The sequence below is a fragment of the Citrobacter sp. Cpo074 genome, assembly GCF_030332745.1.
GTDB classification, from domain to species: domain Bacteria; phylum Pseudomonadota; class Gammaproteobacteria; order Enterobacterales; family Enterobacteriaceae; genus Citrobacter; species Citrobacter portucalensis.
This window is the reverse complement of sequence record NZ_JAOWHG010000027.1, coordinates 314,333-326,486: the sequence shown is the minus strand read 5'-3', so window position 1 is coordinate 326,486 and position 12,154 is coordinate 314,333. Positions and strand designations below refer to the sequence as shown.

The window sequence follows — 12,154 nt, the reverse complement described above, 5'->3', positions numbered from 1 at the left end:
TTTATGTTGGTGAATCTGTGTGATTACAAACAGAGCGTGACGCTCATCGCCAATAGCGGTGTGCAATTTCTGGATTTCGGCCTCACGCCGCAGGAATCTGCGCACCATGGACGCTTTGTGCGCAAAACGGCAAACGGTCCGCTACTGAGACTAGACTTCGATCTGACGTCAGGACGCTATACCCTACCGGGCAGCACCGGCGCGCAACCCGAAGTGGTGAAGCCGGAAAGTACTCAGACGCTGCACTATTCGCTGGACGTGCTCGACGGCGTCTGGCTGCCGCTGCCGTTTTTGCGCTTTAACCCGCCGCGTACGTTTGTTGAAGGCCCGGATAACTGGGCACGCGTGCAGGTGCGAAAGCTGCCGCAGCCGGACAGCGCGGGCAACACCCACCGTGTTACCGTAGCGCTGGACAGCCAGCTTACTGAAAATGCCCCTGCGGCGTTAACCCCCAACGAAAATGATCTGCTTAACGGTACACGGTTTGCGCTGGCCTGGCATGACAACGAAATTGCTGATTTCCTTGACCAGACCTGGATTGACGGCTGGTTGCGCGAATCTTTTATGCACCATGTCACCCAACATGAGAACCGCTCAGAACAAGAGATCCAGCAGGCGCTGCGTAACTTTGAATACCAGGCGCACTGGCTGAATGTGCTGACCCTGTTAGGTGAGCAGCTTTCCGTCCCGGAAGTGAAACTGGTTACGCACACCCTTAGCACCCCCGCCATTCCCGTCGATCTTATTTTGGATATCGGTAATACCCATACCTGTGGTGTCCTGATTGAAGATCACGGGGATGCCAATGACGGGCTGCGTCAGACCGCTGAATTGCAGGTCCGTTCGTTAAGCGAGCCGCAGTTCCTCAACGATCCGCTGTTCACCAGTCGGCTGGAGTTTTCCGAAGCGCGCTTTGGTAAACAGCACTTTTCCGTTGAGAGCGGACGTGATGACGCCTTTATCTGGCCGTCGATTGTGCGTGTAGGTGATGAAGCCCGTAAGCTGGCGATGCAACGTATGGGCACCGAGGGCAACAGTGGGATCTCCAGCCCGCGCCGCTATCTGTGGGATGAAACGCCGGTGCTACATGACTGGCGCTTTAGCCAGATGAATGGCAAAACCCAGCGCGAACCGCTGGCTACCGCCTTCCCGCTGATGAATCTAATGAACGATGACGGGCAACCGCTGTTCAGCCTGCCGCAGGACGATCGTCTGCCAGTGTTCTCACCACAATACAGCCGCAGCACGCTGATGACGCATATGCTGTGCGAAATACTGGCCCAGGCGCTGGGGCAAATTAACAGCGTAGCGACGCGTTTGCGCCTCGGATTCCCGGCGTCTCCTCGTCAGTTGCGGACGCTGATCCTGACCCTACCGTCGGCGATGCCCAAACAGGAGCGCGAGATTTTCCGCCTGCGCATGTTTGAAGCTATTGCCCTGGTCTGGAAAGCGATGGGCTGGCACCCACAGGATGAAGACTTCACCACCCGTAAGCAGCAGGAAAAGAGTGTGGTTCCCGTACCTGAAATTCAGATGGAATGGGATGAAGCCAGTTGCGGGCAACTGGTGTGGCTGTATAACGAGGCTATCTCACACTACGATGGCCACACCGAATCGTTCTTTAACGCTCTTGCCCGCCCGGACCGTTTGCCAGAGCCTGGTGAGACTAAAGGCCGTGCACTGCGCGTGGCATCGATCGACATTGGCGGCGGGACAACGGATATGGCCGTCGTTCATTACCAGCTTGATGACGGCGTTGGCGCGAACGTCAAAATTACCCCGCATCTGCTGTTCCGTGAAGGTTTTAAGGTGGCTGGCGATGACATGCTGCTGGACGTGATTCAGCGCTGCGTGTTGCCTGCGCTGCAAACCCGCTTACAACAGGCTGGCGTGACCGACGCCGCCGCATTGCTGGCCACGCTATTTGGCGATTCTGGTCGCATTGACACCCAGGCGATTTTGCGTCAACAAACGGCATTGCAGCTCTTTATGCCGCTTGGTCATGCGGTCCTCTCTGCCTGGGAACAAAGCGATATTAACGATCCGGTCGCCGGACTACATGCCACCTTTGGGGAACTCCTGAGTCAACAACCCACGCGCAACGTGATGAACTACATCCAACAGGCTATCGATCATGCGTTGCCAGCAGGGTCGCCAGCGTTTGATGTTCTGAGCGTGCCGTTACAGGTACAGTTCAGGCAGTTACAAGAAGCACTATTGACGGGGCAATTTACCCTGACTTCCCCACTGCACGCGGTTTGTGAGGCCATTTCACATTATCGCTGCGATATCTTATTAGTGACCGGCAGGCCCGCCTGTTTACCGGGTGTACAGGCGTTGATCCGCCATCTGCAACCTGTTCCGGTTAACCGTATGATCTGGATGGATAACTACCGCGTGCATGAGTGGTATCCGTTCAGCCAACAGGGGCGGATTGGTAACCCTAAATCCACCGCTGCTGTAGGCGCTATGCTGTGCAGCCTGGCGCTGGATTTGCGTTTGCCACGTTTTAACTTTAAAGCTGCCGATATCGGCGCTTACTCGACCGTACGCTTTCTCGGTGTGCTGGATAATACGGTCAATACCCTGCGCGATGAGAACATCTGGTATCACGATATTGATCTGGATAAACCTGGGGCGAAGCTGGATGCCCGGTTGCATTTCCCGTTACGTGGCAACGTGACGTTAGGATTTCGGCAACTGGCAAACAGCCGCTGGCCTGCCACGCCGCTGTATACGCTCAGCATAAACTCTGCCGAACTGGCAAAAACTATCGCCGGAGATGGCGTGTTGAATGTTCGGCTGCAGCTACGCGGCGGCAGCAAAGAAAGTGGCCCGGAATTCTTCATCCTGAGTGATGCCTGGTTACAGGATGGCACCCCCGTTGCCGCCAATGCCTTAACGTTAAAACTGAATACGCTGGCAGACCGTCGCCATAGCGGAAGCCATTACTGGATTGATAGCGGGAGCGTGTACCTGAAATGAGTAAGATGTTAAATACCGCGCAGGCCGCCATCGAGTGGGTGGTAGATACCCGTCAACGTGCGGCGCGTCTTGATGATGAAGCGGATGCCCTGCTGGCACAGCTTACGCTAGCCGCAGTGAGTGAATCTGCGCTGAAGACGACCTTTTCATCGCAAGGATGTATAGGGTTATACGGACACTCACAATCGGCAAAAGCACATCTGCTGGCGGCATTGTGCTGCAATGCCACTGGCAAAGTGAATATTGTTACCCCGGATCGCAGCTTTGATTATTTCTCGCATATTAATCCGGGCCATGCACCAACCAATATGGCGATCCGCTTTACGCGCGATGAAAATCCGCATGATAGCGAATGGCCGTTGCGTCTGCGATTACTCAGTGAAGCCGAACTGGTACAGCTATTTATCGCCCAGTTCAGCGCGCTCCCGGGCAACCGACAGGTCGAGAAATCGATTATTGAGGCGCGCCTGGAAAAATGGCAAACGCTGCGTCAGCGTCACCCGGTGCCGGGCATTACCGCACATGATGTTGCGGCAATTGGTCGTTTCTGGCGCTCCTGCGTACCGGCAAACCAGCAGCAAATTGACGATGCACTATGGTATCAGTTTGTCACGTTGCTGCCCGCACTGGACCTGACTACCCGGGCAAACGCCTGGGCGTTACTGTGGGGAGAACAACCAGAGCTGACGCAGCAGTGGCTGGCGCTGGCGCACACGTTGCAACAAACCGGACACGCGCAAGAATTAGCGGCCCCGCTGAGTCTGCTGGTTGATCATTTTGGTTTACCGGCCGAAAGTTTCCTGACCCAGGTGGCATTGACCAGCAATAATGAGACGCAAAGCGATGTGGTGGTTCATCCGATTGAAAATCATCAGTTGCTCAATGCGGTCAGTCTTTCTTTGTCGTCACTGGCGCTGCTCACGCGCGAGCTGGTCCTGACGGTTGAAGACTCGGTGCTGGAGAATGTCGATCTGCTCGATATTCCCCTCGCCCCGGATGCTCATCCTAACCCACTGTGGCAGGCAAAATTAGGCTGGATGCTGGAACATTATCGCCAGCACCTGCAACCGGATGTGCTCTTAATCTGCAACGCGGTCTCTGCCCGCGCCCAGACGCCCGCCATCACCCGCAAGCTGTTGGGCTGGGTCAACGATACCCAACCTGTTCATGATGCCGCATTACCGGGCGTGGTTTGGGCCATCACCCCACAGGATGCGCGTTTTAGTACCCAGCAAAACCTTGATGAATCCGTGCAGCAATTGATGGGCAAGCCCGGGCTGCATTGGGGTACGTTGCAGGCGCTGGATAAACATAGCTTACAACGTCTTGTCGAATGGCTGACTCAGGCAACCTCACCACAGCAGCGCCAGGCCAGGCTGACTTCTCTACGCGAGCAGCATCAACAGCGCATCCGCGAAACTCTGATAAGCTGGATTAATCCCGCTCAAGCTGAATCGGATAGCCACGAGTCGGTGATCCGCCAGTTACAGGCGCAAGCGGCAAAACATGGCGAACTGCTGGATGGTTTGCTCCCGCCGATACGCATTTTTGAGTCGCTGCTGCGCATTCAGCAACCACGCGAGGAGCAGGTAAGCGGTTTATTTAATGAAGAGATTGACCTGTTTGCCGAAGTGCGTGACACACTACACTCGCCGGAAAGTCAGGAGACCGGATATCAGGCACACAAAATGTGGATTAACCACGTGCGCCAGTGGTGTCGCGATGAAAATAATGCCCGCCGTTTACGACTCGATCCCCGTACGTTAAGGCTGGTTGCCGACATTCTCGTCACCACCAGCTATCGCCTGGAGATGCCACAACGCTTACAGCGCATTATGCAGCGAGAAAACGTCTGTGCCGCGCAGTTACACGCCGATATTGGTGATTTTGTTACCTGGCTTGGATTTGCCGACGTTGCTGAGGAACAGCGCCCTGCCAGCAGGATCCAAAAAGGATCGGCTATTTTTAGCGCGCCGAAGCAATCGCCGATGCTACGCCTGACGAAGCTGGATGAACAACCCTCGCATGGTGCAAGCCGTTACGTTTACGACTGGCTGGTTGCCTTGTACACCCGTGCGAATGAGAATGCGGAATATCAGCACCCACAGGATGTCTCTGAAACCGACAAAAAACGATTAGATGCCCTGCTTTTCTCCTGAAACGGCGTATACGCCGTCATCAGAAAAGAGAAAACATCAGCGCAACGGGAAAACTCATCGGCCAGGTCGCCCCGACTAATACCGCGCTAAGAAAGCGGATCCGCTTTTTATCGCGGGAAAGAAACCAGGTGATGATTGCCGTGATGATGGCCATCACCGCATAAAAAACCAACATTTTTTGGTATAGGGACATTTAAGGCATCCTGGCCAGAAGAGAAAATCGCGCGCAATATGCTATTTTTCATGACTCACATCAAGTTTTATTAATTAATTTAAGAAAAACGGCTGTAAAACAACCCATTTTCATTATGTTCAGAATTCGTACTATTGCGGATAGTTATAAGCCGTACTATACCCATAAGGGTTAAAACGAAAGGTGGCAAAAATGAATGTTTCCAGTAAAACTGTGGTGCTGATAAATATATTTGCTGCTGTAGGACTTTTCAGTCTGATATCCGCAAGGTTCGGCTGGTTTGCTTGATGTAACGCTTCTTGATTAATTGCAGCGTCCGCTGGCAGAGAGGATCTTCTCTCTGCCATCAGTAAACAATCTTCCCACTCTGCTATCACTGGGTAAATTATCCTTAATATGTAATACCCCTAATCCTTCTGCGGCATTATATTGCCCGAATAACGGCCAGGTGTTGTGCCGGTATGTTGATGGAAGAAAGCAATAAAAGCACTGTCGCTGACAAACTCCAGATATTGCGCGACCTGGCTGATATGGCATCCATCAGCCAACATTTCCATGGCTTTTAACAACCTAAATTGCTGCCGCCAGTCCTGATAATTCATCCCGGTATCCCTGATAAATATTCGGCTGATCGTCCTCTCGCATGCCCCAACCTGTCGGGACAATTGATTCAGTCGTGGTGGCAATTCACCCATGCGTAATCCCTTGAGCCACTCGTTAAGCCGTGGATCTGAGGGGTACTGCAATGTCCAGTTTTCACTGCGGGCGGCACGCATTTCCTCACAAAAAACGGTAATGAGGCTGGACTGCTGTGCGGCAGGCATTTCCCATGGCCAGAAGGCCATACGTTCTATCACTTCAAAAAACAGCGGATTAACTTCGACTATCTGCAGCGGTAACTCAGATAACGGCAATGTGGTTGAAAAGTACAAAGAGCGATAAGCCATCACACCACGCATTATGGCGCGATGTACCGTGCCTGCCGGGATCCAAACCGCACGGCGTGGCGGTAGCAGACACAGGGCCTGCTCCAGTTCAATCGTAATACTTCCCGCTGCCGAAAAAAGTAGCTGATGACGAAGATGACTATGCCGCCCGGAATCATGTACGCCCATATCGGCAGCAATACCGATTACCGGTTTATCAAAGCTATCCGCATCAAAAGCATCATCAGGGGCAATTTTCATTATCTGTCTGATATTTGATATTTAAAGTCCTGATAATGGTAATACGACATATTCCTTTCAGCAATAATGCCCGCCTATTTTCTGTCTCTTTGGATATTGCTATGAACACACTTCGTCGCCCACCGCTGTGGCTTCTTACGCTACTGATTATGTTTCCACAACTGGTGGAAACCATTTACAGCCCGGCATTGCCGGGTATCACTACCTCTTTTCACGTAAGCAGTGAGCGCGCGGCTCAAACACTCTCCGTTTATTTTGTTGCCTTTGCCGTCGGCGTAGCGATGTGGGGTTGGCTAAGTGACTGCATCGGACGACGTTGGGCTATGCTGGCAGGGCTTATCTGCTATGGAACAGGTTGCGCATTGGCCGTTGTTGCCACCGACTTCAGCGTTTTGCTGCTGGCGCGGATGATCTCCGCCGTCGGTGCGGCTGCGGGGTCGGTCGTGGTACAGACCATGCTAAGGGACAGTTATGAATCAACTGCGCTATCCCGCGTCTTTTCCGTGATGGGGGCCGCGCTGGCATTGAGTCCAGTTTTTGGCCTGCTAAGCGGAGGTTGGTTGGTGAGTCTGTATGGCCATACCGGTGTCTTTGTTGCCCTTGTGCTGTTGGCGTTGCTACTGCTAATACTGACAGCGACTATGCTGCCAGAAACCCGGCCCGAACATACGCTCAGCCCGAAGCTTGCCGCGCTGTTTTCCCGCATGATGCGGGACAGTGAGTTGCGGAAAAACGCCTTGCTGGTTGCCCTGCTGAACACCATGCTATTTAGCTATTACAGCCTGGCGCCGTTTCTTTTTGGGCAATTAGGATGGAGCTCCAGAGCCTTTGGCTGGACGGGGTTGCTACTTGCGTTTGCTTCTCTGTCAGGTAGCCTGCTGAACCGAAGACTGTTAACGACAGGTCTGACGCCGGAACAACTGGTACGTTATGCCTGTGTGCTGGCAGCGTTGTCAGGTCTCGTCGCGTGGTGTTTGCAGCACTCCGCGTGGATCCTGATTCCGGTGTTCGGCGTGGTGATTGCCTATGGTATCGCCATTCCCAATGTGCTGAGTCAGGCGCTGCGTCACTACCGTGAACAGGCCGGTGCCGCAGGTGCTTTGTTCGGATTAAGCTATTACCTGTTACTTGGGATGATGCTGGGTTTAGCAGGCATGGTGCAGCAACTGGGGCTGGTTCTGAGCGTCTGTGCCCTACTCGCCTGGCTTTGCAGCCTGGGCCGCAGATAAACCCGATGGCGATCCTGAAAGCACAAAGCCCCGGCTATATGCTGGGGCTTTGTTGTATCAATTAGCCTGACCTCGCGGATATTTCCAACTTACCGCCGTCCGATGGCGACGAGGCCAGTGGCGCGAATAGTATAGACACACGTATGCCAATATTTAGCTATCCGTGCCCCATTCGCCGATCGCGCTTAAGATATTACTCATGCTTGATCATAACATGGCGAATAACCGTGTAATCCTCCAGCCCATAAACCGACATATCCTTTCCATAGCCGGACTGTTTTTGCCCACCGTGCGGCATCTCGCTAACCAGCGTGAAATGGGTATTGACCCAGGTGCAACCATATTGCAGGCGAGCGCTAAAGCGATGCGCTCGCCCAACATCCCGGGTCCAGACGGAGGATGCTAGGCCGTATTTCGAATCGTTGGCCCATGCCAGCACCTGATCTTCATCATCAAATACGGTCACGCTGACCACCGGACCGAAAACTTCCCGCTGTACGATGGCGTCGTCCTGCTTCGCCCCAGCAAGCAGCGTCGGGGCAAAATAGTAGCCTGAACCATCCACTTTTTTACCGCCGGTGATGACCTTAATATGGCCCAACGCTTTAGCCTCATCGACCGCTTTAGTCACGCGATCGAGATGTGCCTGCGAGCTCACTGGTCCCAGCTCGGTCGATTCATCATTCGGCGGACCGATTTTCAGGCTGGCAACGGCGGCGCCAAGTTTCTCGACCAGTGCATCATAAATGCCTTTCTGGGCATAAATTCGGCAAGCGGCGGTACAGTCTTGCCCGGCGTTGTAATAACCAAAGGTCCGCACGCCACTCACCACTGCATCCAGATCGGCATCATCAAAAATGATCACCGGAGCTTTTCCGCCCAGTTCCATATGCGTACGCTTAATTGACGGCGCGGTGTGCTGAATAATGTGTTCACCGGTTGCAATGGAGCCGGTCAGCGAAACCATGCGCACTTTTTCATGACCGGTCAGCGGATCGCCCACCGTTTTACCGCGGCCAAACAGCACGTTAATCACGCCAGCCGGATAAATGTCTTTGGCGAATTCGGCTAATTTAAGCGCCGTCAGCGGGGTAATCTCTGACGGTTTAATCACCACGCAGTTCCCCGCCGCCAACGCTGGAGCCAGCTTCCACGCCGCCATCATCAGCGGATAGTTCCACGGCGCAATAGAAGCCACCACGCCCAGCGGATCACGGCGAATCATCGAGGTATGCCCTTCCAGATATTCACCGGCCGCCTGTCCTTGCAGGGTACGCGCCGCACCGGCGAAGAAACGGAAAACATCGACAATAGCGGGAATTTCATCGTTGAGAACACAGTGCAGCGGTTTACCGCAGTTAAGTGATTCCAGCTCAGCGAAGGTTTGCGCGTTATCAGCAATAGCATCCGCTAGTTTCAGCAGCAGTTCAGAGCGGACTTTCGGCGTGGTTTGCCCCCAGGTGGCAAACGCGGCGTCTGCCGCACGTACAGCGGCATCAACCTGCATGGCTGACGCCTCAGCAATCTCCAGAATGAGTTCACCAGTGGCAGGGTTATAGACTGGCTGCTTTTCACCTTCACCGTTGACCAGCTCGCCATTAATCAGTAATTGATGTTGCATAGCAATTTCCCATATCGTCGTTTATTTACCGTTTCCGGCGAGAGTGTCGCCTTCACGCGTTAGCCACCAGGCCCCTAAAATTGGCAGTGTTGTCACCAGCATTACCAGCAATGCCACAACGTTGGTGACCGGCACATCCCGTGGACGGCCCAATTGATTGAGCAGCCACAGAGGAAGTGTTCTTTCATGTCCGGCGGTGAACGTTGTCACGATGATTTCATCAAACGACAAGGCAAACGCCAGCATCCCCCCCGCCAGAAGTGCCGATGCCAGGTTTGGCAGCACGACATAACGAAAGGTTTGCCAGCCATTGGCGCCAAGATCCATAGACGCTTCGACCAGACTCCATGAGGTACGGCGAAAACGCGCCACAACGTTGTTAAACACCACCACCACGCAAAATGTCGCATGGCCCACCACGATCGTGAGAAAACCCGGTTCCAGGTTGATGGTTTTAAACGCGGTCAACAGCGCAAGGCCGGTAATAATGCCCGGCAGCGCGATCGGCAACAGTAGCAACAGCGATATTGCACTTTTGCCAAAAAAGTCCCTACGCCACAGCGCGGCCGCGGCCAGCGTCCCCAGAACAAGGGCAATAGCTGTCGACAACGCAGCGATCTTAAGTGACAACGTCACAGACTCCAGAATATCGCTACGCTGCGCAGCAACGCTAAACCACTTCAGCGTTAATCCCTGGGGTGGAAAACTAAAAGCAGCCTCCTCAGTATTAAAAGCATAGGTGGCGATGATGAGGATGGGAAAGTGCAGGAAAATAACCCCGCCCCATGCCGCCAGTTTGAGTAGCCAGGGTGCGCGTTCAGAGTGCATCGAAAGCTCCCAGACGCTTCACGAACGCCAGATACAGTGCGATTAACACAATCGGCACCAGAGTAAATGCCGCCGCCATCGGCATATTGCCGATCGCCCCTTGTTGTGAATACACCATGTTGCCGATGAAATAGCCCGGCGGTCCCACCAGTTGCGGCACAATAAAGTCACCCAACGTCAGAGAGAAGGTAAAGATCGAACCCGCTGCAATGCCTGGTATCGCCAATGGAAGCACCACATAGCGGAAGGTTTGACGCGGACGCGCGCCCAAATCAGCAGAAGCCTGTAACAGCGACGGTGGAAGTCTCTCCAGCGCGGCCTGTACCGGTAGGATCATAAACGGCAGCCAGATGTAGACGAACACCAGGAAACGCCCTAACCCTGAAGTCGACAGCGTATTGCCGCCTACCGCAGGCAATGTCAGGAAAGAAAGCAGCAACGGCTCCAGCCCAAGGTGGGTTAAAAACCACTGTGCCACACCGTCTTTAGCCAACAGCAGCGTCCACGCATAGGCTTTAACGATGTAGCTGGCCCACATTGGCAACATTACGGCAATGTAAAAAAAAGCCTTCATTTTGCCGCTGGTATAGCGAGCCATATACCACGCCATCGGAAACGCCAGAATCGCGCTGGCGATGGTGACCGCTACCGCCATCGTCAGAGTGCGCAAAATGATGTCGTAGTTAGCGGGATTAAACAGCGCCTGCAAATTCGCCAGCGTCAGGTCTGGTGTGACTGACATGGTGAAATCGTCGAAGGTATAAAAACCTTGCCACAACAGCGTCAGTAATGAGCCAAAGTAGACGATGCCAAACCACATCAGCGGTCCGAGGAGCAGCAAAAACAACCCCAGCCCCGGATTACGCCAGAAGTAACCTGAGATCCGGTTCAGGTTAGTCGACTGTGGAGGCGAATGTAAGACGTTCATAGCCATTCACCTCTCCTCAACCAGCGGTACCATCACGTCGCGTGACCAGGATGCCATCACCTGCTGACCTGGCGACAACGTTGACGGTAGCATTTCTCCCGTCAGGTTCGCCTGGCTAACCAGCAATTTTTCCCCTCCGGCGAGTTTTAGCTCAAACCGCGTCGCCGCCCCCTGATACTGCACCGCCTGAATAACCCCCCGGGCCTGAACTTCTCCCCCGGTATCATTCAAGCGAATGTGTTCCGGACGCAGGGAGAACATCCCCTGTAGCCCACAAACGTTCGCCGACATCGTCGCATCGAAGACATTGGACGTCCCGACGAAACTTGCCACAAACGGCGTACGTGGACGCATATACAGTTCACGCGGAGAATCTACCTGTTCAATGCGACCGTTATTAAACACCGCCACACGATCGGACATCGACAGGGCTTCCCCCTGATCGTGGGTAACAAAAATGAACGTGATGCCAAGAGATTGCTGTAATTTTTTCAGTTCCAGCTGCATCTGTTCACGCAATTTAAGATCCAATGCCCCGAGCGGCTCATCCAACAGCAGGACGCGCGGCTCATTGACCAGCGCCCGGGCAATCGCCACGCGCTGACGTTGCCCACCGGAAAGCTGCGACGGTTTACGCTCATGCACAAAACCGAGTGCGACCTTATCCAGCGCTTCACGTGCTTTCGCGTGGCGCTGTTTTTTATCGATGCCTTTGACCATCAGCCCGTAGGCGACGTTGTCGAGAATCGACATGTGCGGGAACAACGCGTAATCCTGAAATACTGTATTGACGTCCCGTTCCCAGGGCGGCAATTCGCTGGCCTGCTTACCAAAAATGGTAATTGCGCCGCCTGACAGCTGCTCAAACCCGGCAATCAGGCGCAGACAAGTGGTCTTGCCGGAGCCGGATGGCCCCAGCATAGAGAAAAACTCACCGTCGTTAATCGCAATACTTACCCCATCAACTGCACGAACATCCCCATACAAACGCGAGACGTTATGAAACTCCACTGCGTACGTCATA

General features: G+C 53.9%; 10 protein-coding genes. 4 read left to right on the top strand and 6 right to left on the bottom strand.

All coding sequences use genetic code 11. From position 1 onward, the window contains the following. Positions 1-3: 3 nt before the first annotated feature. Entirely contained in the window at positions 4-2,985 is a 2,982-nt protein-coding gene (locus tag OGX83_RS06175; RefSeq protein WP_137377949.1) for a virulence factor SrfB, read from the top strand. Next, positions 2,982-5,144 carry a virulence factor SrfC family protein gene (locus OGX83_RS06170; RefSeq protein WP_286587571.1) on the top strand — a complete coding sequence of 721 codons (2,163 nt, stop codon included), beginning with the start codon at positions 2,982-2,984 and terminating at the stop codon, positions 5,142-5,144. The genes OGX83_RS06175 and OGX83_RS06170 overlap by 4 nt, the downstream gene beginning before the upstream one ends. A 19-nt stretch (positions 5,145-5,163) precedes the next feature. Here the strand turns inward: OGX83_RS06170 and OGX83_RS06165 are convergent, their stop codons facing one another. Next, positions 5,164-5,337 carry a GhoT/OrtT family toxin gene (locus OGX83_RS06165; RefSeq protein WP_181511168.1) on the bottom strand — a complete coding sequence of 58 codons (174 nt, stop codon included), beginning with the start codon at positions 5,335-5,337 and terminating at the stop codon, positions 5,164-5,166. Positions 5,338-5,529: 192 nt separating this feature from the next. Between OGX83_RS06165 and yncL the strand changes: the two genes are divergently transcribed. After that, complete coding sequence (gene yncL, locus OGX83_RS06160) at positions 5,530-5,625, top strand: stress response membrane protein YncL (RefSeq protein WP_071524268.1); 96 nt, start codon at positions 5,530-5,532, stop codon at positions 5,623-5,625. A gap of 119 nt (positions 5,626-5,744) precedes the next feature. On the opposite strand, the gene OGX83_RS06155 is transcribed toward yncL, so the two are convergent. Continuing rightward, positions 5,745-6,524: an AraC family transcriptional regulator gene (locus OGX83_RS06155; protein ID WP_286587567.1), complete on the bottom strand. Its 780-nt coding sequence runs from the start codon at positions 6,522-6,524 to the stop codon at positions 5,745-5,747. Between the two features lie 101 nt (positions 6,525-6,625). On the opposite strand from OGX83_RS06155, the gene OGX83_RS06150 reads away from it, so the two are divergent. Then, positions 6,626-7,753: a multidrug effflux MFS transporter gene (locus tag OGX83_RS06150; protein WP_286587564.1), complete on the top strand. Its 1,128-nt coding sequence runs from the start codon at positions 6,626-6,628 to the stop codon at positions 7,751-7,753. Positions 7,754-7,946: 193 nt separating this feature from the next. On the opposite strand, the gene patD is transcribed toward OGX83_RS06150, so the two are convergent. Genes patD through OGX83_RS06130 form a run of 4 tightly spaced genes read right to left on the bottom strand, consistent with a single transcriptional unit; the run spans position 7,947 to position 12,153 of the window. Then, on the bottom strand, positions 7,947-9,374 hold the full coding sequence (gene patD / locus OGX83_RS06145; protein ID WP_003833127.1) for an aminobutyraldehyde dehydrogenase: 1,428 nt from the start codon (positions 9,372-9,374) through the stop codon (positions 7,947-7,949). Between the two features lie 21 nt (positions 9,375-9,395). Continuing rightward, positions 9,396-10,202 (bottom strand): ABC transporter permease, encoded by an 807-nt coding sequence (locus OGX83_RS06140; RefSeq protein ID WP_003020204.1) that lies wholly within the window; start codon positions 10,200-10,202, stop codon positions 9,396-9,398. Then, complete coding sequence (locus OGX83_RS06135) at positions 10,192-11,136, bottom strand: ABC transporter permease (RefSeq protein ID WP_003833133.1); 945 nt, start codon at positions 11,134-11,136, stop codon at positions 10,192-10,194. Before OGX83_RS06135 ends, OGX83_RS06140 begins: the two co-directional genes overlap by 11 nt. Continuing rightward, entirely contained in the window at positions 11,137-12,153 is a 1,017-nt protein-coding gene (locus tag OGX83_RS06130; protein ID WP_048235324.1) for an ABC transporter ATP-binding protein, read from the bottom strand. It abuts the gene before it with no gap. Between the last annotated feature and the right edge of the window lies 1 nt (position 12,154).

Coding starts and splice junctions, on each gene's coding strand:
- OGX83_RS06175 (WP_137377949.1), top strand. CDS start 4: ATGTTGGTGAATCTGTGTGATTACAAACAGAGCGTGACGCTCATCGCC.
- OGX83_RS06170 (WP_286587571.1), top strand. CDS start 2,982: ATGAGTAAGATGTTAAATACCGCGCAGGCCGCCATCGAGTGGGTGGTA.
- OGX83_RS06165 (WP_181511168.1), bottom strand. CDS start 5,337: ATGTCCCTATACCAAAAAATGTTGGTTTTTTATGCGGTGATGGCCATC.
- yncL (WP_071524268.1), top strand. CDS start 5,530: ATGAATGTTTCCAGTAAAACTGTGGTGCTGATAAATATATTTGCTGCT.
- OGX83_RS06155 (WP_286587567.1), bottom strand. CDS start 6,524: ATGAAAATTGCCCCTGATGATGCTTTTGATGCGGATAGCTTTGATAAA.
- OGX83_RS06150 (WP_286587564.1), top strand. CDS start 6,626: ATGAACACACTTCGTCGCCCACCGCTGTGGCTTCTTACGCTACTGATT.
- patD (WP_003833127.1), bottom strand. CDS start 9,374: ATGCAACATCAATTACTGATTAATGGCGAGCTGGTCAACGGTGAAGGT.
- OGX83_RS06140 (WP_003020204.1), bottom strand. CDS start 10,202: ATGCACTCTGAACGCGCACCCTGGCTACTCAAACTGGCGGCATGGGGC.
- OGX83_RS06135 (WP_003833133.1), bottom strand. CDS start 11,136: ATGGCTATGAACGTCTTACATTCGCCTCCACAGTCGACTAACCTGAAC.
- OGX83_RS06130 (WP_048235324.1), bottom strand. CDS start 12,153: ATGACGTACGCAGTGGAGTTTCATAACGTCTCGCGTTTGTATGGGGAT.